Source organism: Pseudomonas sp. GL_093, assembly GCF_057837605.1.
Genome location: NZ_CM174448.1, coordinates 4,169,109 through 4,190,969 on the forward strand (window position 1 = coordinate 4,169,109; position 21,861 = coordinate 4,190,969).

General features: G+C 57.6%; 32 protein-coding genes. 2 read left to right on the top strand and 30 right to left on the bottom strand.

From position 1 onward, the window contains the following. Nucleotides 1-14 precede the first annotated feature (14 nt). The 6 genes from AC3IUE_RS18995 to AC3IUE_RS19020 form a co-directional block, all read right to left on the bottom strand. Nucleotides 15-614 (bottom strand): tail assembly protein, encoded by a 600-nt coding sequence (locus AC3IUE_RS18995; RefSeq protein WP_489263298.1) that lies wholly within the window; start codon nucleotides 612-614, stop codon nucleotides 15-17. A gap of 55 nt (nucleotides 615-669) precedes the next feature. Beyond that, a complete protein-coding gene (locus AC3IUE_RS19000) occupies nucleotides 670-1,008 on the bottom strand; it encodes a hypothetical protein (RefSeq protein WP_489263299.1) in 339 nt (112 codons plus the stop codon). Between the two features lie 95 nt (nucleotides 1,009-1,103). Continuing rightward, a complete protein-coding gene (locus tag AC3IUE_RS19005; protein WP_489263300.1) occupies nucleotides 1,104-1,601 on the bottom strand; it encodes a KilA-N domain-containing protein in 498 nt (165 codons plus the stop codon). Further along, complete coding sequence (locus AC3IUE_RS19010) at nucleotides 1,598-1,816, bottom strand: hypothetical protein (RefSeq protein ID WP_489263301.1); 219 nt, start codon at nucleotides 1,814-1,816, stop codon at nucleotides 1,598-1,600. Before AC3IUE_RS19010 ends, AC3IUE_RS19005 begins: the two co-directional genes overlap by 4 nt. Further along, nucleotides 1,813-2,667: a BRO-N domain-containing protein gene (locus tag AC3IUE_RS19015; RefSeq protein ID WP_489263302.1), complete on the bottom strand. Its 855-nt coding sequence runs from the start codon at nucleotides 2,665-2,667 to the stop codon at nucleotides 1,813-1,815. Before AC3IUE_RS19015 ends, AC3IUE_RS19010 begins: the two co-directional genes overlap by 4 nt. 68 nt (nucleotides 2,668-2,735) lie before the next feature. Further along, the gene (locus AC3IUE_RS19020; RefSeq protein WP_489263303.1) at nucleotides 2,736-2,891 is read right to left on the bottom strand and encodes an Arc family DNA-binding protein; all 156 of its coding nucleotides are present in this window, start codon (nucleotides 2,889-2,891) and stop codon (nucleotides 2,736-2,738) included. A 124-nt stretch (nucleotides 2,892-3,015) separates the two neighbouring features. Between AC3IUE_RS19020 and AC3IUE_RS19025 the strand changes: the two genes are divergently transcribed. Further along, nucleotides 3,016-3,432, top strand: a complete 417-nt coding sequence (locus AC3IUE_RS19025) for an Arc family DNA-binding protein (protein ID WP_489263304.1) — start codon at nucleotides 3,016-3,018, stop codon at nucleotides 3,430-3,432. A gap of 403 nt (nucleotides 3,433-3,835) precedes the next feature. Here the strand turns inward: AC3IUE_RS19025 and AC3IUE_RS19030 are convergent, their stop codons facing one another. Then, the gene (locus AC3IUE_RS19030; protein ID WP_489263305.1) at nucleotides 3,836-4,081 is read right to left on the bottom strand and encodes a hypothetical protein; all 246 of its coding nucleotides are present in this window, start codon (nucleotides 4,079-4,081) and stop codon (nucleotides 3,836-3,838) included. 164 nt (nucleotides 4,082-4,245) lie between these two features. Continuing rightward, nucleotides 4,246-4,650 carry a hypothetical protein gene (locus AC3IUE_RS19035; RefSeq protein ID WP_489263306.1) on the bottom strand — a complete coding sequence of 135 codons (405 nt, stop codon included), beginning with the start codon at nucleotides 4,648-4,650 and terminating at the stop codon, nucleotides 4,246-4,248. 193 nt (nucleotides 4,651-4,843) lie between these two features. On the opposite strand from AC3IUE_RS19035, the gene AC3IUE_RS19040 reads away from it, so the two are divergent. Beyond that, the gene (locus tag AC3IUE_RS19040; protein WP_489263307.1) at nucleotides 4,844-5,098 is read left to right on the top strand and encodes a hypothetical protein; all 255 of its coding nucleotides are present in this window, start codon (nucleotides 4,844-4,846) and stop codon (nucleotides 5,096-5,098) included. Nucleotides 5,099-5,275: 177 nt separating this feature from the next. Here the strand turns inward: AC3IUE_RS19040 and AC3IUE_RS19045 are convergent, their stop codons facing one another. The 22 genes from AC3IUE_RS19045 to AC3IUE_RS19150 form a co-directional block, all read right to left on the bottom strand. Continuing rightward, nucleotides 5,276-6,040 (bottom strand): C40 family peptidase, encoded by a 765-nt coding sequence (locus tag AC3IUE_RS19045; protein ID WP_489263308.1) that lies wholly within the window; start codon nucleotides 6,038-6,040, stop codon nucleotides 5,276-5,278. 2 nt (nucleotides 6,041-6,042) lie between these two features. Further along, a complete protein-coding gene (locus tag AC3IUE_RS19050; protein WP_489263309.1) occupies nucleotides 6,043-6,795 on the bottom strand; it encodes a phage minor tail protein L in 753 nt (250 codons plus the stop codon). An 11-nt stretch (nucleotides 6,796-6,806) separates the two neighbouring features. After that, nucleotides 6,807-7,148 (bottom strand): phage tail protein, encoded by a 342-nt coding sequence (locus AC3IUE_RS19055; RefSeq protein WP_489263310.1) that lies wholly within the window; start codon nucleotides 7,146-7,148, stop codon nucleotides 6,807-6,809. Nucleotides 7,149-7,151: 3 nt separating this feature from the next. Beyond that, nucleotides 7,152-10,166 carry a phage tail tape measure protein gene (locus AC3IUE_RS19060; RefSeq protein ID WP_489263311.1) on the bottom strand — a complete coding sequence of 1,005 codons (3,015 nt, stop codon included), beginning with the start codon at nucleotides 10,164-10,166 and terminating at the stop codon, nucleotides 7,152-7,154. 27 nt (nucleotides 10,167-10,193) lie between these two features. Next, complete coding sequence (locus AC3IUE_RS19065; protein ID WP_489263312.1) at nucleotides 10,194-10,466, bottom strand: DUF1799 domain-containing protein; 273 nt, start codon at nucleotides 10,464-10,466, stop codon at nucleotides 10,194-10,196. A 47-nt stretch (nucleotides 10,467-10,513) separates the two neighbouring features. After that, nucleotides 10,514-10,897: a phage tail assembly chaperone gene (locus tag AC3IUE_RS19070; protein WP_489263313.1), complete on the bottom strand. Its 384-nt coding sequence runs from the start codon at nucleotides 10,895-10,897 to the stop codon at nucleotides 10,514-10,516. 9 nt (nucleotides 10,898-10,906) lie between these two features. Further along, nucleotides 10,907-11,554 carry a phage tail protein gene (locus tag AC3IUE_RS19075; protein WP_489263314.1) on the bottom strand — a complete coding sequence of 216 codons (648 nt, stop codon included), beginning with the start codon at nucleotides 11,552-11,554 and terminating at the stop codon, nucleotides 10,907-10,909. Between the two features lie 70 nt (nucleotides 11,555-11,624). Further along, nucleotides 11,625-12,041: a phage tail terminator-like protein gene (locus AC3IUE_RS19080; RefSeq protein ID WP_489263315.1), complete on the bottom strand. Its 417-nt coding sequence runs from the start codon at nucleotides 12,039-12,041 to the stop codon at nucleotides 11,625-11,627. After that, nucleotides 12,038-12,634, bottom strand: coding sequence for a hypothetical protein (locus AC3IUE_RS19085; RefSeq protein ID WP_489263316.1), 597 nt, complete (start codon nucleotides 12,632-12,634; stop codon nucleotides 12,038-12,040). The genes AC3IUE_RS19080 and AC3IUE_RS19085 overlap by 4 nt, the downstream gene beginning before the upstream one ends. Next, nucleotides 12,631-12,999, bottom strand: coding sequence for a hypothetical protein (locus tag AC3IUE_RS19090; RefSeq protein ID WP_489263318.1), 369 nt, complete (start codon nucleotides 12,997-12,999; stop codon nucleotides 12,631-12,633). Before AC3IUE_RS19090 ends, AC3IUE_RS19085 begins: the two co-directional genes overlap by 4 nt. A gap of 15 nt (nucleotides 13,000-13,014) precedes the next feature. Beyond that, a complete protein-coding gene (locus tag AC3IUE_RS19095; protein WP_489263319.1) occupies nucleotides 13,015-13,266 on the bottom strand; it encodes a hypothetical protein in 252 nt (83 codons plus the stop codon). Between the two features lie 91 nt (nucleotides 13,267-13,357). Beyond that, nucleotides 13,358-13,861 carry a DnaT-like ssDNA-binding protein gene (locus tag AC3IUE_RS19100; protein ID WP_489263320.1) on the bottom strand — a complete coding sequence of 168 codons (504 nt, stop codon included), beginning with the start codon at nucleotides 13,859-13,861 and terminating at the stop codon, nucleotides 13,358-13,360. 58 nt (nucleotides 13,862-13,919) lie between these two features. Next, a complete protein-coding gene (locus AC3IUE_RS19105) occupies nucleotides 13,920-14,492 on the bottom strand; it encodes a hypothetical protein (protein ID WP_489263321.1) in 573 nt (190 codons plus the stop codon). Nucleotides 14,493-14,541: 49 nt separating this feature from the next. Further along, nucleotides 14,542-15,489, bottom strand: a complete 948-nt coding sequence (locus tag AC3IUE_RS19110) for a major capsid protein (protein ID WP_489263322.1) — start codon at nucleotides 15,487-15,489, stop codon at nucleotides 14,542-14,544. Nucleotides 15,490-15,500: 11 nt separating this feature from the next. After that, nucleotides 15,501-16,220, bottom strand: a complete 720-nt coding sequence (locus AC3IUE_RS19115) for a hypothetical protein (protein WP_489263323.1) — start codon at nucleotides 16,218-16,220, stop codon at nucleotides 15,501-15,503. 162 nt (nucleotides 16,221-16,382) lie between these two features. Beyond that, nucleotides 16,383-16,610, bottom strand: a complete 228-nt coding sequence (locus tag AC3IUE_RS19120; protein WP_489263324.1) for a hypothetical protein — start codon at nucleotides 16,608-16,610, stop codon at nucleotides 16,383-16,385. Between the two features lie 77 nt (nucleotides 16,611-16,687). Continuing rightward, entirely contained in the window at nucleotides 16,688-17,776 is a 1,089-nt protein-coding gene (locus AC3IUE_RS19125) for a minor capsid protein (RefSeq protein WP_489263325.1), read from the bottom strand. Next, on the bottom strand, nucleotides 17,751-19,211 hold the full coding sequence (locus tag AC3IUE_RS19130) for a DUF4055 domain-containing protein (RefSeq protein ID WP_489263326.1): 1,461 nt from the start codon (nucleotides 19,209-19,211) through the stop codon (nucleotides 17,751-17,753). Before AC3IUE_RS19130 ends, AC3IUE_RS19125 begins: the two co-directional genes overlap by 26 nt. Then, nucleotides 19,211-20,698, bottom strand: coding sequence for a terminase (locus AC3IUE_RS19135; protein WP_489263327.1), 1,488 nt, complete (start codon nucleotides 20,696-20,698; stop codon nucleotides 19,211-19,213). Before AC3IUE_RS19135 ends, AC3IUE_RS19130 begins: the two co-directional genes overlap by 1 nt. Nucleotide 20,699: 1 nt before the next feature. Next, nucleotides 20,700-21,308: a hypothetical protein gene (locus tag AC3IUE_RS19140; RefSeq protein WP_033061767.1), complete on the bottom strand. Its 609-nt coding sequence runs from the start codon at nucleotides 21,306-21,308 to the stop codon at nucleotides 20,700-20,702. A gap of 18 nt (nucleotides 21,309-21,326) precedes the next feature. Beyond that, nucleotides 21,327-21,536 (bottom strand): YodC family protein, encoded by a 210-nt coding sequence (locus AC3IUE_RS19145; RefSeq protein WP_489263328.1) that lies wholly within the window; start codon nucleotides 21,534-21,536, stop codon nucleotides 21,327-21,329. 65 nt (nucleotides 21,537-21,601) lie between these two features. Further along, nucleotides 21,602-21,793: a hypothetical protein gene (locus tag AC3IUE_RS19150; RefSeq protein ID WP_489263329.1), complete on the bottom strand. Its 192-nt coding sequence runs from the start codon at nucleotides 21,791-21,793 to the stop codon at nucleotides 21,602-21,604. Between the last annotated feature and the right edge of the window lie 68 nt (nucleotides 21,794-21,861).

Genomic DNA, 21,861 nt, shown 5'->3' on the forward strand with positions numbered 1-21,861 from the left:
TGTGCGTGATGTGGCTACATCTGGTCTTCGGCGTAAATCGCGGCGCTGATGATCGCCCCACCCACCCGACGCTTGCCGTAGCACAGTGGGACAGGGTTGCCGCTGGCAGTGGTGTTTTTTGCAGATCCGAAGGCGTAACCGGGGGTGTTCTCGGGGGCAGCACTTGTCTTCAGCCCCTTCGGTTGAGGGCTGAGCATTTGGATTACGCCGCCGGCGACCATCGCGATACCAACCGGAACAAGCGCCAAGCTAGCCCCGCCAGTAGGTGCAGCTAAAAGATAGCCGGCAGCGATCAAAACCGCGCCAACCACTGTCTGGATAATGCCGGCCCGCTTGCTGCCGGTAACAATCGGCGCGATTCGAATCTCGCCAGAGCCCCCGTAACCCAGTTCCTTCTCTTCCAGATTTTTCGATCCCCGGAAGACTGCGAACTCCATACCTCTGGACTTTGCATTCGAGATAAAGCGCTCGAAACCTGGAATCTGGACGCAAAGCGCCTTGATTGCTTCGGCAGGCGATCTTACGGACAGCCTGAAAGATCGACCGAACTGGCGAAGCTGTCCGTAAAGAAGAATCGTAGTCATCGGTTGATATTCGATAGCGAGTGCAGCCATTACTTTTCTCCAGGTATAAAAAAACCGCCCGTAGGCGGCGGCGTTTCGAATTCCGTTAGAGGCAAGATCGGGCAGCTTCTACCCACTTTCCTGAGCCCAGTATCGCGCTTGATTTGTAGACTTTCACATTGGAGCCGGTCTTCGACTGAACAATTTCAGCCAGTACAGCCGCACCTACAAAATCAAGATTGAGGAGAAGACGGTAGCCGTTCTCTGTTTCTGTAGACGTGGTTGAAGCATTGATTTCTTGCCATTTTGGATTGAGGCATTTTGCATAAACCCTTGGGCTTTTTGCTGAGTTGGCTGAAAGCTGTGGCGCCCCATCCTCTAGTGAGGATACCGACGAGCACCCCGCCAACAACGCAATGGCCAGAGCCCCTACGAACAGTTTCATGTCGTTCCCTCGTTGTGATTTCGCGAGACTTTATCACCAACAAGGGAGCAACACGAAAGCCCCGCATGGGCGGGGTTCTTCGGGTTCGCGAAAGATTATGCGGCGTCGAGCTGCAGCGTCAGTTGAAGCTGTTCCAGCAAATGCTCGACGCGATGCTCAAGCACAGGCCTCTGCCAGCGCCACGCCGCGAGCCCCTTCCCTTGGGCGCTGGCGAGATTTTTCCGATCGTCCAGGGCGCGACATGCACCCTCGTACTCTTGGCGAATCCCAAGATCACCATGCAATAGCGTGTCAATCTGAAGGTCACACCAAACTGCAAAATCTGCGGAAAGCCAGCGCGCGAATGCAACAGCCAGCTTTGGATGAATCCAAGTCCCGCCACCGCGATCCATGCGAGCCCGGCTGGTTTTTACATACGGGATTTCCCCGCATGTACGCGCCATGGCTTTCAGATACTCGATCGTCTCTGGAAGTCGAAGCCATTCATTTGGCAGCTTGCCGAATTGCTTGGCCGCCTGCGTGGCATTAATCCAGCCTCCCCCGTTAAAGGCGACAGCATGACCGTGAAAGTCGAACGGAATAATGTTGCTCATGCTGTTTTCCTCCACTCAACCGAGACTGCTGCGCCAGGATTGAAGCCGTCCAGCGGCATCAAGCTTTTCTCGCTGACCGAGTAGCGCTTGCCCTCGACGAACATCAGCCAGTTTTCTTCGATCTTGCGGATCAGTTGGCCGGAGCGACCGACCAGAATTTGCCGCTCCGGCATTAGGATCAGGGCGCGGCCGCCAGCGTTGAGTGTGAAATTCACGCTGCCACCTTCACTGCACGAAAAAGTGAGCGGCGGCGTAGGTTCTCGGTCGCAAGCGCTACGAACTCGAACATCTCAGCCGTCGAGACTGGCATGTCCCCGTCCACCAGCATCGATTTCATGAATTGCTGCCGCGAGAGAACGAACGCATCCATTGGCACAGCGGTGATTTGCTTATTGCCGCTAGGATCGGCGCTGATCAAATAGCGCTCGCATTCGCCAAGCTTCTCCGGGATCACGCTCGACTGCCGAGCGATGTATTCGCCCTCAATGGCGTAGCTGGCAACGAAGTTGGCGGCAGCGTCGAATTGAGAGTTCGGTATCAACTCAATTCGAGGAACACCGAAGCAAGCATGTACAGCTGATGCCAACTTGGCGGTCGCACTACGCTGATGCTCAGCATCCAGCTTGGCAACACGGCAGCGCATCACGTTGCTCAGTCGCATAGCGCCAGGCTTACCAAGAAGATCATCAACCATCGGCGTCATTACGCCCTCTGAGTCTTCATATCGGCCGTGTTTGCGGATCGCTGGCAGCACCTCAGCGGTAACCCATTTGCGAAAAGCGTGCGGTTTACTACCTTTCTTTACGGCATCACGGCTGCGCAGGATCAGCGTGTACAGACCGGATTCATTGACTATATTGGCTTCGCCTTGACGGCCTATGTTGAACATAGACCGTTCGTCATCATCCAGTGCCTGCATAGCTTGGGTGGTGTTGACGACTTCCAGCACCCGACACACATCTGATGCCACGAACCATGGCTCACCGGCGATGGTCACGGTGCGGACGCTGTGCCCGCGGAAATCGAACGGGATGACATTGGATACTGCTGTGCTATTATTCGACATGACGTTTTCTTCCTGGTAGTTGAACTCGTTACCTGAAGCCCTGGCCTGCAAGCCGGGGCTTCTTCGTTTCAGGCTGCCGCCTGCTCCTGCCGCCTCTTCTCCTCCATCAATCGAAAAACGATTTCCGCTGTTTGTGAGCGGCAGTTTTCTTGCGCTTGGTTTTCCAGCCACTGCTTCAACTCCTCTGGAAGCCGTAAATTGAATTGCGGATCTTTTCTCGCCATATCAAAACTCCGTGTGCATCACCGTTGTGCACAATCAAATGTATAACGGTGATGCATTGCCGTCAATACCACGGTGATGCATTCTCTCGGTAAACCCAGTAAACATTTGATTGACCGAGTTGACATGAGCCGAACCGACCCGCAATTCAATTTGCGCATACCCGAGTCACTTCGCGATTGGGTAATGACAGCCGCAAAACAGAACAAACGGTCTGCTACCGCAGAAATACTTGCGCGACTGGAGCGAAGCTTTACTGAGCCGGACGATATGGGTGTATGTGATCTCGACCGGATGGACCCTGAAAGCGTCTTTTATACCCAGCCTGCTGGCGATCCTGGAGTCACCTTCAAGATCGACAAGCAAAAGCTCATTGCTGTCGATGAAGCGCACCAGATGCCAGCTTCTGGCCTGGACAAAAATGTTAGTGAAGCATTACACCGGGCCTTCAAAGCGCTTCAGGATCTCGACACGATGGTGGGCTTAACCGCTACCCCTAAAGGGCCAAAGCCGCGTAAGCGTTTTCCCGCGACGAAAAGTTAGAGCCCAGCCCCTTACGAGCCGAAGATAGGAACATCCACACTCTGAATTGGGAGAACGGCATGACAGACACCCCTTTCAACTTCAAATGCCTCGGCCACACCAAACGAGACGACGGCTTGATTGGGCGATACAACCTGGAAGTGACCGACAGTAGCAGCGGCAAGACCGCGACGTTCTCCGTCGAGCCCAGGCACCTTGCGTCGGCTCGGAGCATGAAACGGATACTTCTAGATCGGTGCATGTTCTATAGGGCAACACGGGCGTCACACGACCAGATGCTTCTCGCACTTCTCGATAAGCAGCCTGAAGTAATCCAAGAATAGCCCGGTCAGCCGCGATTTTTTCATGCCCGTCAGAAACGAAAAAGCCCGCATCAGCGGGCTTCTTTTTTCTTTCTTGTCTATCAGGGCAGCATCTTCAGGAAATGCCCCAAATCATTAACGCCGTAGTTTACCACCCACCCAGTATTGAACGCGGCCAAGGGCCCGCCGAAACCCTTTGAATCAACCAAGCGACTGTCAACCACTTGAAAGACTGGACCTCCCGCCTTAAAAGGCACGCCAGTCCCGTCTATAAGAAGCGCAATCGGCTCTTCGTCTGAATTATTCTTGAATACTCCCCAGCGCCCCTGCAAATACGTTTGGATCATCTCAATATCCTATGCGGAATCATCAGGCTCAGAGGGTGAAGGATTATGCTCAAGTCAACAACCCCTGACTCATTGCGGCTACTGAGGCTGATAACGCCAGATGCTAAAAGCCCAGCGGGGGGGGGGGGGGCTGGGCCAGCACAATGACATCTGGAGCGCCAGACTCACTCCCAGTCACCAATCAAAATATTCGAACCGGACTGCGTAGCCTTTCGCCCTACCACTGCTTTGCTCCAGAAGCTCCACGCACGATCATCGTTTTGTCGCACCTGGAGAGAATAAATGGTGCCGTGCGTTCTCTCAATATACGAAAACACTGAGTGCGCTGCAGCGACAGCAAAACCGGATTTGCGAAAAAGCGGGCAGATAAAAAACTTGGCAACTTCGGGGCGCCCATTGAGGGCGATCACACAAAAACCTATCTGGTCAGCACCCCGCTTTATGATATGCAGTTCGTAGCATCCACTCCACTTCGTATCATCGAAACGATCTTTCGGATCGGATTCATTTAGCTTGTCTGCTTTCTCATGACCATGGGTCAGATCCAAGTGAATGCGTTGTTCTTCCATGCCTCCCCCAAAAAATCACACAATCTATCTCATTGCTGTTAGTCCATCCAGCGTGGATGTAACGCCAGTAACACCCCATCTCCCTCCGTAGTAGCCTCCTGCCTCCACGCAACGGATTTCCCCGTCCTCTGCCTGCAAGCCCAAGGACTGGGATTGCGCCAATTTCGGCGCGGATAGGACCTAGGAGGTCAATGTGACTGGTAACACTGAAGAGAAAGCAGTTCCTCAGCTGGCAAATCTGGTGCTCGCCTTGGCGCGCGCACTCGCATACACCCAACCTGATGCGGCCCAAGCATTTTTGGGCGCGGCCGTATATGCATCTCGCCGAGACGGAAGCGGAGATGAGATTGCCATGCAGGTCTGGGAGACATGTTTCCCGGGTAAGCCTTTACCCACCATTGTTTCGAGCGAGGAACTGGAAAGCATGGCGAGCAAATCTAAGCTCTGATTCGTAACGATTGGATGGTTGCGTCCGTTACTGCCTGCTCGGAGATAAGGATGCTTCCATCCTCAATCAATATCCACGCAGGCTTTCCATCTTTGGATTCTTTTGCACAAATAACACTGCCAATCTGGGCTCGATCAATTTTCTTTTTCATATTTTCTCTCTCGCGGCCTGGCCGCATCATGTGGCTGTTTGTGCGTCTTGGTGCCTGAGGATCAGGCGTGTGCGATCAAACCACGGGCCGCCAAAAACGATTATTTCACTCGGACGCCCATATAGATGGTGCAGTAGGAACGGACCTGGCCCGAAGGTGGCCGACTCCTCACCTGGTAACTCCGGCTCAGCTCCGAGGAAAATCCCGGCATGGTTGGGGTAAACCGTCCGCCCAACTTCCATTACGATCATGTCGCCGCGTTGCGGCTGGTCGACCTTATAGAACCCGGCCGCCTCGTAGTTCGCCTCGTAAAGACTGGCGTTGTCGGTGCTTTCCCACCAACCATCAGCGCGCTTGAAGGCTTCGAACTCAAGATTCCACTCGCGTTTGTACCAATCGGCGCAGACCTGCCAGCAGTCCCAAGCACCGTGCACGAAAGGTCGCTTCAGCAAAGGGACATCGCCGGTAGGCAACACGGTGCGCAGGTCGCCTTCGGGCCAGCTCAGAATGTGCCACGGCATCGCTGTCGCTTCACACATCGCGAGGTCGCGCGGCGAAGGCCTGCTGGTGGCGTCTGGGTGCGAATGAAAGATCCCAATCACCTCGCCCATGTCTTCCGCCGCAGCGTAATCCTCCGGTTCGATCCGAAATTCTTCGGTCGGCTCGGTCGCGACGTTCCGACACGGGAAGTACTTCTGCTTGCGCCCGATCACCACCACAAGGCCGCATGCTTCCTTTGGGTGTTGGGCGGCCGCATGCGCCTCCATGGCGCTCAAGATGTGCTTGCGCATGGTCAGCTCCGTGCGATCAGGGAAACAGCGGGGAACCCACCGTGGGGAAGTTGGTTGTTCTCGCCGAAGCGCAATTTGCAGGATTTGAGCCCGCCTTTGCACTCGTCCTTGCTGGGGTCGTCAGTAGGATTGTCGTCGTCATCAAACATCGCGCCGCCGGTGTAGCCGCAGTTAGGGCCGCGGTAACCGCCTGTCATTGCCCAGTGGCAGAAGGTCGTCATTTGGCGCCCGGGCAACCCGTGGTTATCGATCTCACCGGGTGACGACAGATCCCACTGCACGACCTCGCCATCCTCACCGGTCTTCTGGTCGATGAACCAGATTTCCAGTGCCTCTTGTGTCGGGTCTGCGGTCGGATTGCCTTCAGGAAAGTTCACGGCGTCCAGGTACTGCGCCATGGTCTCGCGCACGGTCAGCTGAAATTTCAGCAGGTCGTCGAAGGCCAGGCACAGCGCGGTGATGCGACCGTTCACGTTACCGGCCATGAAAGTGGGCCGAGTCGCGCTGCCATTACTGTCGGCGCCGATGCCTTCGATCTGCACCGGCCAGGCCGCGTACTCATTTCCCTGCCACCAGATCGATTTCGCAGGAAGCTCTTCGACCGAACCTTCATACGCCAGCAATTCCTCTGGTGTGTGCGGGATCGCGTGAGCATGGAAGCGCAAGAAATCCGCGCCATATTCCGTGCCGTCGATTTCAAACAGACGAATCTCGCCGCCGGGCTCCAGCTTCTGGATGTCTGTTATCAAAGCCATCAGGGTTTCCCTTAGGGGTGAAAGGTTTGTTCGAAGGTGGCGGTCAGCGTGTAAACCGAACCGCCCTTATGTGAAGGCTGGTAGCCATTCGGGCACTTGTAGAGACCAAGCTCGCCGAGAGGCGGCGTCCACAGGAATGCTTTCGCGCCCTTGTGACGATCGAGGAAGGTGATAATTTCCTTGATCCGCTCCGCACTGCCGGTATGGCTAATGGGCCAGGACTGCACCTTGTTGTTTATCCCGTCAGAGACCGATTGTTCATAGCCATCGCCAAACTGCTTGGACCGGGTGCGCTGTTTGATATCGCCAGTTGCACCCTTTTCGATTTGCCAGGTGAATCGCTCAATTGCCATGGATCACCCCTTAATGGCCCTGTTGATTTTCCCGCCCTGCCTCAGGTCCTGACTGACGAGCTTCTGATAACGTTGATCGACGAAGTCGGCCAAGTCCTTGCCGAACTGCTGGTAAGCAGGATCGTCAGTCGTGGAGCCGGTTGATCCATCGCTGGCCACCATGACTTGCACGCTGATCGTTGTTCCGCCACCAGAGCCACCGAGTGCAGCGACACCAGGTCCGCCGCCAGATGTCAGCGGCGTAACGCTGCCGCCATTCGCGCCCGTCATGAGGAATGACCGGCCGCCTTCGTTGTACAGCTCCGGCCCCAGTTCGTTGACCTCGTACAGAGAGTTGGGGGAGACAGGGCCGCCGGCCGCTCGGTACCCAGAGAAGTCGACGTTGGTGTATCCAGCCTGAGACGCTCCTGCGGCCGACGACGCAGCACCGGCAGAACCGGAAGCAAGCCCGTTACCGCCACCACCAACGAAGTAGCTCGTTGCGGCGCCCACCAAGCTGCCAAGCAAAGCCGAGCTCGCCTGCCGAGTAGCTATGCGCGCCATGTCTGCAATTATCGACTTCGCGAAATCACCGAACGAGGCCTTCCCAGTCATGGCGAAGTTGACGATTGCGTCCTCCATCGAGCTGAAGGAATTCGTGAACAGACTTTTGGTCTGCCCGGCAACATCCCGCGCTGACTCCAGGTAGTTCTGCCACGCCGACGACGCGCCCGCGCTCCAGTTGCCCTGAGCTGCGGTCATCTCCTCGTAGTTGGATTGCACGGTGTCGTGCAGATCCTGCTGGGTGGTTTTCAGCGCAGCTAGCTTCTGGGTGTACTCATCGAGGCTCATGCCGCGCGAGCCGTCGCCGTACTGGCTGGCCAGTTCCAGACGCTGCTGGTTGAAGCGATCGTCGATACCGTTCTGCTGATCCGTCAGCCCACGTTGCCGATCCCCCTGGCCAAGGCCTGAAGCCGCACGCAGGCCCTGCTGCCGAAGCGTCTCGACCTGTTGCTGCAGTGCGCTGGTGTACGTGTTGACGGCCAGAGTCTGCTTGCGCAGGCGCCCTTCTTCGTTGGTGGCGATGATCGACAGTTCGCTGTCGCTATCCTGCTGCGCCTTGACCATGGCGCTGCGGGCGTCGGCGATCTTCTGATCGATCTGGATGACCTGCGCCGCAGTCGTGCCCTTTTTGGCCTTGGCCGCTTCGAGTGCATCGATTTCCGACTGGTAACTCTGCGCAACCTCTTCCGACTGTTGCTTCAGTAGGCTGACACGCTGCTCGGTGTAGCTGGCCTGAGAGATAACCCCGGCACGTTGCGAGGCTTCGAGCTCCTTGTCCGCGTTTTTGTAGTAGGCCAGGGTTTCGGCTAATGCATTCTTCGCGTTGTTGAAGCCAGTTGTATCGACGCTACCAGCGGCAGCTTTCGGATCCTTGAACTTATCGTTGAGATTCGCCATGTTCTTGGCGACTGCTGCCGGATCAAGCCGCGAGTCTTTCGGGTCGACCTTCCGGATATCATCAAGGCTTTTCTTGTAATCCTTAATCGCCTCGGCGCGCTTCTGCTCGTTGGTCAGCGAAGACTTGGTGATCGCGTCCACTTTGGACATCGCCACGACTGCGCTTTGCTGTGCCTTTGCCTGCTCACCGTCGTATTTGGCAATGTCGGCCGCCGCGGCCTTCTGATCTTCCAGCATGTTGAGCTGGTTGCTGTAGACCTCAACCATCTCTTTCTGGTTTTGGAACGAGCCGACATCGCCGGATTCGGCCGATGCGAGATTGCGCCGGGCCTGCTCAATATCAGCATCGATATCTGGCCGGCCGATGTTCTTCAGATTGTCCGCAGCCCGCGCGACAGCGTTGTAACCCTTTTCCCAGAAGCTCAGGTTTTCGAGAATTTTTGGCGTGCGCTCGTTGATCGCGTCCGCGTACTGCTCGGTCGCCAGCTTCACGGCGCCCGCATGGTCGCCCTGCTCTTCCAGAGCGGCAATCTGCGAGTAAACCGAGGCTGTCAGGTAGTGGTACTGCTCGTTCAGCGCAGCAGATGCCTTGACCGGATCGTCTGCCAGCTTCGAGAACTCAGCGACGGTTTCGCTGACAGCCTTGCCGGTCGCTTCCTGCATGGAAACGGCGGCCAGGGTAATGCCGGTGAAACTCTCGCCTGCGATCTTGCCATTGCCAGCCAGCAGCGCGAGGACAGCAGCAGCTTGACCAGTAGTCCCCACGGTCGCGCTGACCTGCCGCGCCATTTCGCCCAGCTGCTCGGAGCTCAGGCCAGCGGAGTTGCCAGTGAGGACCAGCCCCTTGTTGTACGCATCCTGCTCTTCGCTGCCCTTGTAATAGGCAACAGCCAGAGCACCGACGGCGGCAGTGGCCAGGGCGATCGGAGCAAGGATGGCAAGCAAGCCAGCAGCAGAAGCGCCAGCACCTGCGCCCAGTTGAGCCACGGCGCGCACGCCGCTGCCCCAATCACCGGACGACAACGCGTTGCCCAGCTGAACGACGTTTTCCTGCGCCTGGCGGGTACCCAGCTTCAGTCGGTCAAATCCGGTGGCGGTTTTCTCCAGTGCTGCATAGTTGCCGTCGATCTTACCCAGGGCTGCGTTGTACTGGTCCTGGCTGATCCGGCCGGCATCAAGGTGCTTGCCCAACTGCTCGACCTGGGTGTCGAGTTTGCCCATGGCCGCACGGGCAGGATCAATTGCGCCGAGCAGGCTGTTCAAAGCCTTCTGCTCGTCCAGGGTGGACTTGGCCAGGGCCACCTGCTGCTTATCGAGTTGTGCGGTGATCTTGCTGAACTCAGCCTCACCATAGGCGCCAGTCTTGGTGAGCTTCGCCAGACTCTCGCGCTGTTTGGCCAGTTCCTGCGTGGTGGTCGCGCCTTTCGACAGCGACTTCTCCAGCGCCTCCATCTCTTTCATCAGGCCGACGGCGGACTGCTCAGCGCGATCACCGGCTTTGGTCAGCTTGTCGAGATCGGTCGCAGCCTGGGCAGCATCAGCCGAGTCGACCTTAATGCCGAGTTCTGCAATGTTCATCGACTCACCTTGAATAAGTGCCCGCTTTTACGAGCTGTTGTTGCGGGCTTCAGCCATAACCGCGATGGCTTCCGATTCCATTACGCGGATGTCCTGGAACACACGGGGGCGATCCTTTGCAGGAACGCCGACGAGCTTCATCACATCGGGGAGGACGCCGTAATCGAGTCCGGTTGCACCGCATGCGCCCGTGCGCCACTGAGTCCCCATCGAATCCATGACGAGGAACGCCTTCCAGTTGTCAGGCCAAACTTCGAAGGTTTCGTCGTAGTCCTCTGGCGAGAAGCCGAACATCGCCATCTGTTCAGCGGAGCCGTCGGACTCATAGAGCGCACGGGCAGCGGCGGCTAGTTTCCCAGGCGGGCCTTACCGAAGGCTTCGCTGTAGGCCTTCACCACGGCATCCGACACGCCGATACAGCTCTTCACCAGAGCAGTAATCGACTCATCGTTGAGCTTTTCGCCGAAGCCCCACGAAACAACCAGATCCCTGATCTGGTCGACACCTTGTTCGACCTCAGCCGCAGTAATTTCCGCGAGTGTTGGCTCAGTGCCTTTGAAGCGCTCCCCGAGCTCTTCCGCTTTTGCCTTCCAGGCATCGAACAGCTCAGCCAGTGCCGTGCGATCGCGATACTTGAAGGTGAACGGCACCATTGCCGGCTTGTCGCCAACCTGCGGGATGGTCACGTCGACAGTGAACGTTGGCTTTGGCGCGATGGAAAACTTTGCCATGGGAACCCCTTAGGCGTTGTAGCGAGTTGGGCGAGAGGCGAACGACAGAGTGATGGTCCGCGTCATGATGTTGTTGCGGCTCAGCGTCGGGGTCGCGGTGATCGACACATACGCGTAGTAGTAAATGGTTGCGCCGCCTGGGAGGTTTGCACGCACCAGGCGCGGCTCTTTGTCTTCGTCCGCAGCCTCGACAATCGCGACATACGCTTGAGCCGGATCATCCGCAACCGGCAGCGTCATGCTGCTGGCCGACTTGGTGGTGGGCAGTTGACGATCATCATCGTCTTCAAGGAAGCCGTAGGTAAGGAACTGTTGTTCGCCACCGTTGGCAGCTGGCTCAGTGATTTGCGCGATCTGCGTCCAGCCAGAAGCGGCACGGACAGTGCCCGCACCAGAGCCGGCCGGGTAGCTCTTCACGCTGGTGGTATCCACGCCTTCAGCCGCGAACTCGCCGATTTCGGAGTCGATGACGCGCGCCGGGCGACCGTTCAGCTTCGCCCAGGCGGAATCAATTACGATCACGTCGCCATCGGCCAGGCCGTGGGCGGCAGCGGTCAGCACTGCCGGTTTGGCGTTACTGATAGCAGTGAACGCTTTGGCAGTGCTCAGGATGGCCGCGATCTCGAACGTAGTGCCGTTGGGAATCTTGACGCTCATGGGTTTTCCTCTTTGCAGAAATGACAAAACCCGCTCAATGGCGGGTTCTGGGTTTGCCCAACGGGCTAATTCAGTTGGTGTCGGCTCGGTACAAGAACGAAACCGGCACCGTATAGGTGGTGTCGTCTGGAATGCCGGGGCCGGGATCGACCGGCGTCATCGTCACAACGGTCAATGCGCCTTTGGTGTTCCGCTCGTACAGCGGGAACAGCGCGGCGATCTGGTCGGCCAGCGCGCCGGCCGCACTGCGATATTTGCCCGATGGCGTCACGATGCTGACCTGAAACACGCCGGTGTATAGCTTGTGGTCGCCGCCAAGCGTGTTGCTCGCGGTGTCCGCTGGTAGCGTGAATACTTTCAGGTAGGTCGAGCCGTTTACAGGTGTATAGGCCTCGTTCTCGACGACGACCTTCAATGGCACCGGCAAGGCTTTCGCCCAGTTGATCAGCTTGGCCTCATAGATCGAGGCGATGATGTTGTGGCTCATATCTGGTTGTTCCTGATGGCCTCCTGCACGATCTGCTGGAAGCGGGCCACGGTGATGCGGACCATGCCACCCGGCGCCCGGGTCGAATGTCCGAACTCGAGCGGGATGGCGTACGGCAGGTTGTTTATGAGATAGGCAGTCTGTCCGGCGGTGAAGTCGCTGACCGCTGAAACCAGTGCGGCGATCGTCTCTTGCCCGCTCGGGTCGACCTCATCAAACGTGACGTTTTCGACCACATCTATCGAGAGGTGCCAATTCGCTCGAAACCGCCCGCCGACGTAGCCTTCGGGGGCAACGATATCCATGCCGTCGTTCAGCTTGCGCCCAGGCTTAAGTCGACCCGACTTCGTCAGGTTGGCCGGATCGCTGCGCAAATCGCTGTTGTGATCGTCCACGGCCTTGTTGTACTGATGAGCCACCGTGTTCTGCGCCCAGATCTCAGGATTCCCCACCGGTGACATGCGGATAACGCTGCTGCCGACCTCGATGATGATCTCGCGCAAGCTGGCGTCGATGGCTTCCGTGGCCTGGGCCGCGAATTCGGCAAGGTTCAGTGCGAAGCTGCCGGACTGGCCGGCACCGGCGCGACTCATGATCGAACCTGCAGCTCGTACAGAATCGGCGTGCCTGCCGGGTTGATCTCTTTCAATGGGGGAACAATTGACCAGATGCGGCCTTGGACGACGACCTTGTTGAGCAGGTCAGGCACCCACGCTAGCCCCTGCGCGGCGATCTTGAGCTTCTTGTCGCCCTGCTTGATGAGGCTGTTGGTTTGGAATTCTTGGCCGGTGAAGTCGAGCAGGATGCCTTGCGCAGTCTGCTCGGTGACGGTGTCAGGCGGTGCACTATCGTCGTCCGGATCATACTCGCCGACGGTGATTGCTCGGATGGTCACGGGTTGGCCGAACTCTGTGATCATCTCCAGAGCCATCACGGCCATTTCGTCGTAGAAGGCCATGGTGGCTCCAAATTATTAGTGTCGCTTACCGCCTGACTCATTTCTAAGGTACAGGATGCCCATAAAAGGTAAGGCAACACCGAATAGCAGCATCGCCCATCCGAAGTTTTGACGACCAAATAATTTCAGCGCCAGTGCTAGAACAAAGCACGCAACGAAAGGAAATCCGATTGCGGATATTGCTAAAGCGTGGTCACCAAATATCCTCGCTAAAGCCTTCTCTGCGCCGAACACACACAGGTACCAAAGATACATCCAGCCAAGCATGCTCAGGCCTGCAAGAACTAGAAAAACTAAATCGCCAATTGGCCCTATCCCGCGCATTAATGAATACCCGTGAGAAATAGGTCAGCCTAGGTCAGGCACGAACTGCAAACAACCCGCGCCGCTGCAAGTAATCAGCAAACTGCGTAGCGCTCGGCCGGTCCGGCGCAGCCGGCAACAGTCGTCCGCTGGTGTTAGAAATCGTCGCGTATTCGCGAGTTACTGCGCCTTCGACTCGCTCCAAGGTGATAGCGCCTTTGCGCTTCTCCACCGGATCGATGTCGTCAGTATGTATCTCGGCGGCCAAGGCCATCTGGCCGTACTGGATGCGAGCAGGCAGGTAGTTGTCGGGCTTGATCTGACAATCCAGTTCAACGCCGCGGCGCGGCCAGGCCAACGCCTGATCGCTATCCGTCTTGCGCCCCTTCCAGGTCTTGCCATCCATCGCCAAGGCGGCCCGGCGAAGCAGTGCTTCTTGCGCTGGCTCGTCCGCAGGGATGGTGACGCCAAACTTGCCGGCGTACATGACCAGGTCCGCGGCGCTCGCGTAGCTTTCGGCGTCTGGCTTGCCGGTGCCGTCCTCGATGATGAGTGTCATGGATCAACTCGCTGGAATGGTTTGAAGATTGGCCGCCGGGTACCGGAAGCCAGCAGTATCACGCCTTGGACAGATCAGCGACGAGCTTTTCCAAGGATTCTTTCGAGGCGTTGGCCCGGTAAGTCACACCAGCCGCGTCGAGTTGAACTTTCAGGGCTTCAACCTCCACGCCTTCACCCGCCTCCAGTTCAGCGAGCTCGGTGCGCAGCGTCTCGTTTTCCACTGCGAGATCATCGCGTGCACCAGCCAGCTCAGCCATCTGAAGACGGATAGCGTCGAGCGAATGAAACAGGCGGATTGCGAGCTCGCCGGCTCCCGGCTTTTCAATCTCGCCAGCCTCAAGCCCATCAATGACAGCGCGGACCGTATCGCTTTCGGCGCGCAGCTTGCCGATCAGCTCTTCCAGTTCAGCCTGGTTACTACCAGCATCCGCAACCAGCACAAGGCGTTGTTCGACTTCCTTCAGCGTCACTTCGACGCCGACATTCTCGTAGGCATCAACCACGTTTGGCCAGTCGCCAACCACAACAACACCGGTCACGCCCGCTTCTGGTCGCTCGAAGTGCTCTGGGTTGCGATAGCGCTTTTCCGGATCAAAGCCGGAGCTTTGGGTGGAATAGATCAGTTCCATGAATATCTCCAGGGCGACCATTGCAGGCCGCCCGCGATGAGTGAGCCGATTAAGGCGCGGACAGATCGATCAGGACGCCGGCCGTGACCTTGTCGCTGGTCGCGTACTTGGACCAGTTGGCACCGGCACCAATAGCTGCCAAGTTGGGATTGATACCGCCAGTCGAGTCTTTCCAGCTGTAGCCGAGCAGGTCCATGTTGAAGGTGCCTTCGGCGCGGAATCCCATCGCCAAGTTTTCCTGGTTGTCGATGTTGTAGGAGCGGAAGCCCGGGGCCTGAGACTCGGTGATCTTCACTGCACCGGCCTGCAACCCGAAAATGGTCTCGGCCGGGATGGTGTCGGACACCAAAACGGGTTTGCCCATCGTGCCCGGCTGACCGCCGTAGATGACCACGCCCGCTTCTTCGTAGACCTTCTCGGTGATCGCCTGGTCGACCATGTCGAAGTAGGTTGCCGAGTCCATGGTCCACAGCGCGATGCGGCCGAAGCGATCACCGAACTTGCGCATGCCTTTGGTCAGCGCCTTCTTGCCGTCGTTGGCGAAGCTGGCTGTGGCGACCATGTTGGCGTTCGCGCCGATGGAAGCCTTCAGAGCGGCCATGGCGTATTGGATGTAGCCCTCGAGTACCGCGTCGGCATAGTCCTGACCGACCAGCTCGGAAAACTCTTCCGGCGAGCGCGCGCGGCGCTTGAACGCCTCTTCGGTGGTTTCGTAAGGACCGTATTTGAACGGCACCTTCACGCCGACCATTTCGCCGGAACCGATCTTCTGGCCGGCAATGGTGGCAACCGAGTTCACATCACGGTGAGCGATCGAGCCGCCGAGCTTGTAGAAAGCGCGCTTGCGCAGGTCGCCCTCGATCAACTCGTTATCGAGGATGATGGCGCCATTGGACGAGCCGTTGAAAATGTCCATTACGTCCTGGATGCGCTCCAGGTAAGCGGTTTGGGCAAGATCGTTATAAACGATCATGTCCGAGTTGACGGTAGTCGCCATGGGTTACTCCATTATTTAGGCAATTTCAGGTACGCGTCCTGGCCGTTGGCAGTGATGAACTCACGCTTAGCTACGGACGTCATTTCAGAGCGTTTCAAAGCGGCCCCACCGCCATTTCCAGCACCCCCGGCCCCGCCGCCAGATGCTTTGCTACCCGCAATTAACGGCGCGAACGCCGTGTTGTTTGCAAATTCTGCTTTCAGCTCGTCCAGCGTGGATGCGGAGAGCTTGCCCTGCTTGTCGAGCACGACAACCACAGGCTTCCCGTCGCGCTGTTCGACACTCAGGCGGCGCTCGATGTGAGGCAAGAGGGCTTCTGCGCTGCCCGGGATTGCCAGGGCAGACGCGATATCAGTGGCGGTACGGCCGACAGTCAGATCACGGATCTGCGTGCTCAGCGTTCCACGCTCCTGTTCCAGCATGCCGTTCAGCTCAGCTTCGCGGCGGGTGTACTTTTCGGACCAGGACTTTTCGAGCTCTTCGACGTTGCCGGACTTGCGAGCAGCTTCTTCGCGCTCGAGACGAGCCTGATCCTCGGCGTCCTTGCGAGCTTTCTCGGCGGCTTTCTTCTCACCGAGCAGTTCTTCAACCTTCGACTTCAGGCCGGATACGTCTTCTGGTTGCGGCAGGCCTTCAATACCGAGGACAAACTTGCCGTCCTTCTCGACGTAGAGCGTTTTAACGGAGTCATCGACGCCATCCAGAGTGTCCAGCAGATACTTCAAGCCCATTTGTTTGTCTCCCGGAGACGATTTGCAGGCCCTGCCCGCAGATATGAAAAAGCCCCGTCATTGACGAGGCCGATGTAAGTCGTAGGCATAAAAAAACCCCAGCGGATGCCAGGGTTTTGTGTTGCGTCACTGCCCAGAATCGGGCCAGCTAAAACCTCGTCTTCAATCCGCGATGAATTGGTACGCGAAAAGAGGATGGATTTCTGGGTTGCTGACAATTTCAGCTTTTTGCAGTTTTTTCTCACCAGACTCGATGGCGTCTGCCAGCGCTCTTAGCTGAGTCACAGCATGCTGTGTGATGTTGATTCTGATTTCGGAGTTAGGGTTCGCTCCGATCACTGCTGCCAGTTCTTCAGCGGATACCTTGCTTGCATCAATATTTACGTCCACATGATTCTCCTTTTATGGAGCGCGGAGTCTATGAATATCACAATGCCAGCACAACTCTTTCTGCCGTCCCTTTTTCCCTACTTAATGCCCGCCCGCCCAAACGCCAGAGGCTCAAGAGCCTTCATTTGCTTCAGTGTCAGCGGCGCAAAGTTGCGATCAAGCTGCAGCTCGGAGAATCGTTCGATGGTCAGGCCGCCTTCGCGGAAGAGCTTCGCGCGGACCGGGCCAATGGCCTTGTCCTGAAACGCCGCCGGCTGCTGCTTGAGCCAGTCGTAATAGCTGAGGTCCGCCCTGACCTGCTGGGCGCCGCCATCACCGATGGAGGCGCGCGTGGCGTCCTTGGCGAACAAAGCGCTGAAACGGGTTACGGCAACAATCGTCGAGCGGCAGTTGATGTGAATCGGCGGCCTCGGCCCTTCAGTCAGCTTGAACCTTTGCTTGTCGAGCGTCCGGCACTGGCTGGTGGTCTTCGTGTCCAGCGTGCTGACCCACTCCACGGACTGCACAACATCGGCGTTCTCTTTCAGCGTCTCCATGCGCGCCTGGGTGGCGACGTGCTGCACTGCCGTTCGCACCACGGCGCTGGCGTTCCGATTGGTCGTGGCCAGGATGCCATCGTTGTACTGGAGCGCCTTGGTGCCCCGGATATTCTTGATGATCTGGAAGTTGGTTTGGCCTTCGAAGAAGCCCTGCCGGATCGCACCTGTGAGGCGTTGTCGCTCGGTGGCGGTGAAGCCATCAATGAACGACTTGAGCAGTTTCCCGCCGTCAGCGCCGCGCACGCTGAGCGGGTTGCCGAGGATCGCCGCTCTGATTGCCGCTGCGCCCGGCACCGCCGCATCAAACGACACGCCCACCGGTGCAGCCCGGGTCAGGCTGGTCGCTTCGAACTCGGCCTCGTAGTTCGCAATGTCGATCAGGTCGAGGTTCAGCTTGTCGCTGTAGCGGTTGAAGATGCCCAGCAGCAGGCTGTCTACCTCGCTCAGCAGCCGCTCCAGCCGAGCAACGGTGTAATCCGTCAGGTCGGCCCGAGTGAGTCGCTCTCGGATCGAGCGGTCGATCTCTTTGAGGAAAGGCCCGAACTTGGCAACCTCTCCCGACTTCAGTTGCTCGAGGAAAACAGCGTGCCGAATCGTGGCATCAAGGATCGCTTGGTTTGCCGCCATTCGGGATTACCTCGGTGTCGTCCAGGGCAGGCCCAGGGCTTTCGGTCTCCAGTTCGTCGCGGATCTGGTCGTCGGTCTTCTCGGGGTCGATAACCCCACGATCACGCAAGTACTGCCAGAAGTCGCCCGCCGGCAACTTGCCGCCCTGCACTGCATTGAACAGTGCGGACAGGATCGTCGCGTCCAGGGTGATCTGGCTGAAGTCCTGATTGAGTTTGTAGAGAGTTTCGCCAGGTGCATTCACGAACTCAGCCATCCAGACCAGGCACTGGCTGTAGGCCTCGCTGACGTTGCTCACAACCAGAGAAAGGACGCTATGTTCCGCGGCGCTGTCGTTGTCGGCCTGGGTCGCGGTCTTCACCGCGCTGCCGCGCTCGATCAGTCGGGCGCCGAGCGACACCATGTCCTCTTTCTTGGCGTCCATGGCCTCTTTGACGAGGGTGTTCGGCTCAGGCTGAGCAAAGCCACACGAACCATTGGCCGGCAATGTCAGCGGAGCCCGTGAGCCGACATAGATGCCGTTCGCTTCCAGGTGGTCGCGCCAAGCTTCATCAAGACCTGAAATCCAGAACTGAGGCTGACCAGAAAACCAAACCGAGTCCTCATAGTCCGCGCTGTTGCAGTAATGGCCGATGTTGAGCACGGCCATGTCGTACAGCGGCGAGTCGTCAATGCTGGTGTCGTTGTTCTCGCTGCCAAGGAACTGGAATGGGATCAGCTTCCATGGGTGACCAAGGCCATTCAACGGAGTGAAAGGAGCGATGACCATCGTTGTTTCGCTGCTGCTCTCTTCCCAGACCTCCTGCGTGTAGATGCCGGCCTCGTCGAGGCGAAGCACTCTGTATTGCACAACCTTGTCACTGCCAAAACCGTCATCCGTATCTTTGTCGCCCTCTTCGCGCAGGACAACCAGACTCAGCAGGTGCTGACCACCCACCTTGCGAGTTTTCCAGTTCCTGATGGCTTCGGCCGGGTAGCTGGCAACGCTTGCCCGGGCCCGGCCTGCTTGTTCGTCAGCCTTGCTCACGGTACCAGCTTCGACGGCGGCGTAATCCACCAGCAGACCGTGGCGGCCGACTTCGAGCAGGTGCCCGATGACCGATTGCGACTGCTGGTAGACGCTTACGCCCTGCCCGTCGATGTCCTTCGACACGTAGTCCAGGGCGCCGGGGACGGTTAGCGTTGGCCAGGTGCGGAACACCGCACCCACCAGACTGTGCTTCGTCCGACCCGTTGCGTTGTAGAACACAGCACGCTGCTTGTAGGACTTGTACCGATCCTGATTTTCTTTGCTGTTGTCATGCTCATTTGGCTTCGGCAGATAAACATCGCCTCGAGCCTTGACCGTTTCGGAGCCCTTGCACACGTCGCGCACCAGCCGCCAACGGGACTGTGCCGCGTCGTATTCCGGGCGGGTGTAGGTGACGTCTGCCATTAGCGTGCGAATCCCATTTTGATTGATTTGACCGGCTTCCTTGCGCTCTTGGCGACAGCGAAGTACCGGAATCCGTCGGAGCCGTGAGACGTCCAGTCGTGAAGCGGTTTGTCTTTCCAGCAGCCGCGCTTGTCGTCCCACTCCTTGCGGTAGTTCTCAAGGCAGGCGATCCCTTCCTCGCATTTGGATTCATCGAAGGCGCACTTGGGGAGGATCTCGCGAGCCTGCTCAATGCCGTCGTTGATGCCGAGCTTGGGAACGACCTGGAACGTCATGCAGTACTTCTGTCCGTCGATCTCGTACCCCTCACGGGCCAGTTCGCGGCGGGTCTTTGCATCGCTGCCGAACTCGCGGTTATCGATGTCGTGCGGCCCCCAGTGCTCGGAGTAGGTGTAACCCTTGTCCTTGAGCACCTTCATGTAGTGGCGCAGGCCTTCGCCTGAGTTTTCGTAGTAATCGATGACGTGGTATTCCTCGCCGATCTGACGCACGAACCAGATGGCCGTGGAGTCGCCAACGCCGATATCCCAGAAGGTCATCACCGGCAAATGGCTGTTGTTCGGCAATACGCCAACGCGCTGATTGGCATAGAGCTTGGTCAACTGCTGCGCGTAGTAGGCGCCTTCGACCGACTGCTGGAAGGCTTCGACAGGAATGGACGGGTATTCCCGCTTCATGTCGTCGCCGAGCGTCTTCTCTTTGGCCGCGTACCAGGCGCGCTGACCGTCGTTCGTTACGATGCCGTGCTTGGCGTGCAGTTCGTTGAAGTAGTCGGTCAGGCGCTGTGAGATGACAACATCAGTAGGGTCAAGCGAGTAGGCTTTGTTCTTCCACCAGCTGAAAAAGAAAAACTTCCAATCGAGCAGGCCCAGGGGCACACCAGCCAGTTGCTGGCGCTCGGCACTCTGCGAGTAATCGAAGAAGTAGCCGGCCCGACCTTCCGCCGTTGATTCAATCGTGACGAAGCAGTCGGTTGCCACAGCCTCAAAGGCGCCGGTGACAATCTCGCGGGCCTTGTGCGGAAACTTGGCGCAGATCTTCCCGAACTCGGACACATGCAGGTAGCGCAGCGTGCCGCCCCGGAATGAGGTGCTGACGTAGAGCGAGCCGCCCTTGCTGAACACCAGCTCACCAGCAGCATCATTACTTGCCGGGTTGGCGGCGCGGATCTCCGCCGGCAGGTTGTCGTAGGCGTACTTCACCTTCTCGCGGAACAAGCGCTTTGCATCATTCAGGGTGTGAGCGATCAACGCACACTTGGCCGACTCGAATAGCGCCGCGTCCAACTGGATGATGCAGCACTCAGTAGTGAAGCCGAGCTGCCGAGCCTTCAGGATGATGTTTCGGGTGTGCATCCCGTCGAAGTACTCGATCTGCTCGTCGGTCATCCGGAAGCGGACCTTCTTGCCCTGCTTGTCCGTGATGAAGTAGAGATTGTTGAGCCTCCAACGCTTATCCCGGAGCAGCTTCAAGTGCTCGGGCTTCATGTCAGGCTTCCTTCGATAGATCGTCCATCAGTTTCGATAGCTCGTCGGCGTCGTTGCCGCCAGTCTTGGTGTCGAGGTCGTAGGCTTGGCGCTCCAGGGAGATCAGAGTCTTCAGCGTCTCGGCCATTTCCTTCATTGTTTTGGAGCGGCCAGGCAGATCAATGATCTTCTGGTACAGGTCGTTGCGCTTGTCCTGCCCGTTGTCGTCTTCGGAGCGCATCAGCTCACCTAACTCTTCAAACAGGTGGCGGTTGTCGGTCAGCCCTTCGAGCTCATCCAACAGTTTGTTCGTGAGGCGCCGGCCGCGTGAGATGTCGCCACGGTGAGCCATGCGGATGTTCGCAATGACCTCGGCGTTGACCTCAATGATCTCTCTTTCGGTATCCGCCTGTTTGGTGGATACCGCAGTGGATACCGTTCGCTTGGATACCAGTGCATCGGCCTTGGCTTGGATCTTCGCCTTGAGGTTTCGCTCCCACCCATCCCGCTTGGCGCGCTTGTTGATAGCGCCGTGGGTGATGCCTTGGGTCGATGCAATCTCTCGGATTGAAAGCAACCCGGCCCGGTAGGCGCGTTCGATTGCCTCCCAGTCGGGTTGCTTGGTTGTCATATTTTTCTCGTAAGGGTATTACCCAATTAGCGGCATGGTTGGCTCTTCTGGCTCCTGAAGAGTTTCGATCGGGAATCCAGCGCTGGAAAGTTTCTTGCTCTCATCAAACCACACGCATGTCACGGTCACGCCATAGCCCTCATCGCGGTTATCTTCGACATCTTGAACCGTCATCGCTGGACCACCGCTTTTAAGCTCTACAACCGTACCTTTTTCGAAAAATGTCATTGTTCTGCTCCTCGTATGATTGAGAAATCATGATGGGGGCATGCAATCACAATTCAATAGCAAAACTAACAGCTCACCATGATCGCGGTCTGCGAATGAACCTGACCGTGCAGCAACGCTACGACCAGCCCTTGCGGCATTCCGGCAGCCTTGGCGTCATCGATCGCCTTGCGCAGGCTCTCATCCATCTCGTTGATCGCTTTCACGATCGCGGGACTCAGTGGCAATGCGTGATGCAGGCGGGTGATGTTGGTCATGCTCACTCCAATGTCGCGACACAATTTGCTGATTCGCGAAACGTGTCGCGGACTACTTGCTCTGACTG

Excerpts from the sequence above, each read along its gene's own strand:
- AC3IUE_RS19085 (WP_489263316.1), bottom strand. The coding sequence starts at position 12,634 with ATGAGTCGCGCCGGTGCCGGCCAGTCCGGCAGCTTCGCACTGAACCTT.
- AC3IUE_RS19070 (WP_489263313.1), bottom strand. The coding sequence starts at position 10,897 with ATGGCAAAGTTTTCCATCGCGCCAAAGCCAACGTTCACTGTCGACGTG.
- AC3IUE_RS19105 (WP_489263321.1), bottom strand. The coding sequence starts at position 14,492 with ATGGAACTGATCTATTCCACCCAAAGCTCCGGCTTTGATCCGGAAAAG.
- AC3IUE_RS19030 (WP_489263305.1), bottom strand. The coding sequence starts at position 4,081 with ATGATCCAAACGTATTTGCAGGGGCGCTGGGGAGTATTCAAGAATAAT.
- AC3IUE_RS19000 (WP_489263299.1), bottom strand. The coding sequence starts at position 1,008 with ATGAAACTGTTCGTAGGGGCTCTGGCCATTGCGTTGTTGGCGGGGTGC.
- AC3IUE_RS19045 (WP_489263308.1), bottom strand. The coding sequence starts at position 6,040 with ATGCGCAAGCACATCTTGAGCGCCATGGAGGCGCATGCGGCCGCCCAA.
- AC3IUE_RS19005 (WP_489263300.1), bottom strand. The coding sequence starts at position 1,601 with ATGAGCAACATTATTCCGTTCGACTTTCACGGTCATGCTGTCGCCTTT.
- AC3IUE_RS19130 (WP_489263326.1), bottom strand. The coding sequence starts at position 19,211 with ATGGCAGACGTCACCTACACCCGCCCGGAATACGACGCGGCACAGTCC.
- AC3IUE_RS18995 (WP_489263298.1), bottom strand. The coding sequence starts at position 614 with ATGGCTGCACTCGCTATCGAATATCAACCGATGACTACGATTCTTCTT.
- AC3IUE_RS19025 (WP_489263304.1), top strand. The coding sequence starts at position 3,016 with ATGAGCCGAACCGACCCGCAATTCAATTTGCGCATACCCGAGTCACTT.
- AC3IUE_RS19140 (WP_033061767.1), bottom strand. The coding sequence starts at position 21,308 with ATGACAACCAAGCAACCCGACTGGGAGGCAATCGAACGCGCCTACCGG.
- AC3IUE_RS19060 (WP_489263311.1), bottom strand. The coding sequence starts at position 10,166 with ATGAACATTGCAGAACTCGGCATTAAGGTCGACTCGGCTGATGCTGCC.
- AC3IUE_RS19050 (WP_489263309.1), bottom strand. The coding sequence starts at position 6,795 with ATGGCTTTGATAACAGACATCCAGAAGCTGGAGCCCGGCGGCGAGATT.
- AC3IUE_RS19145 (WP_489263328.1), bottom strand. The coding sequence starts at position 21,536 with ATGACATTTTTCGAAAAAGGTACGGTTGTAGAGCTTAAAAGCGGTGGT.
- AC3IUE_RS19110 (WP_489263322.1), bottom strand. The coding sequence starts at position 15,489 with ATGGCGACTACCGTCAACTCGGACATGATCGTTTATAACGATCTTGCC.
- AC3IUE_RS19135 (WP_489263327.1), bottom strand. The coding sequence starts at position 20,698 with ATGAAGCCCGAGCACTTGAAGCTGCTCCGGGATAAGCGTTGGAGGCTC.
- AC3IUE_RS19095 (WP_489263319.1), bottom strand. The coding sequence starts at position 13,266 with ATGCTTGGCTGGATGTATCTTTGGTACCTGTGTGTGTTCGGCGCAGAG.
- AC3IUE_RS19065 (WP_489263312.1), bottom strand. The coding sequence starts at position 10,466 with ATGGCGATGTTCGGCTTCTCGCCAGAGGACTACGACGAAACCTTCGAA.
- AC3IUE_RS19090 (WP_489263318.1), bottom strand. The coding sequence starts at position 12,999 with ATGGCCTTCTACGACGAAATGGCCGTGATGGCTCTGGAGATGATCACA.
- AC3IUE_RS19100 (WP_489263320.1), bottom strand. The coding sequence starts at position 13,861 with ATGACACTCATCATCGAGGACGGCACCGGCAAGCCAGACGCCGAAAGC.
- AC3IUE_RS19150 (WP_489263329.1), bottom strand. The coding sequence starts at position 21,793 with ATGACCAACATCACCCGCCTGCATCACGCATTGCCACTGAGTCCCGCG.
- AC3IUE_RS19015 (WP_489263302.1), bottom strand. The coding sequence starts at position 2,667 with ATGTCGAATAATAGCACAGCAGTATCCAATGTCATCCCGTTCGATTTC.
- AC3IUE_RS19125 (WP_489263325.1), bottom strand. The coding sequence starts at position 17,776 with ATGGCGGCAAACCAAGCGATCCTTGATGCCACGATTCGGCACGCTGTT.
- AC3IUE_RS19080 (WP_489263315.1), bottom strand. The coding sequence starts at position 12,041 with ATGAGCCACAACATCATCGCCTCGATCTATGAGGCCAAGCTGATCAAC.
- AC3IUE_RS19035 (WP_489263306.1), bottom strand. The coding sequence starts at position 4,650 with ATGGAAGAACAACGCATTCACTTGGATCTGACCCATGGTCATGAGAAA.
- AC3IUE_RS19115 (WP_489263323.1), bottom strand. The coding sequence starts at position 16,220 with ATGGGCTTGAAGTATCTGCTGGACACTCTGGATGGCGTCGATGACTCC.
- AC3IUE_RS19055 (WP_489263310.1), bottom strand. The coding sequence starts at position 7,148 with ATGGCAATTGAGCGATTCACCTGGCAAATCGAAAAGGGTGCAACTGGC.
- AC3IUE_RS19020 (WP_489263303.1), bottom strand. The coding sequence starts at position 2,891 with ATGGCGAGAAAAGATCCGCAATTCAATTTACGGCTTCCAGAGGAGTTG.
- AC3IUE_RS19075 (WP_489263314.1), bottom strand. The coding sequence starts at position 11,554 with ATGAGCGTCAAGATTCCCAACGGCACTACGTTCGAGATCGCGGCCATC.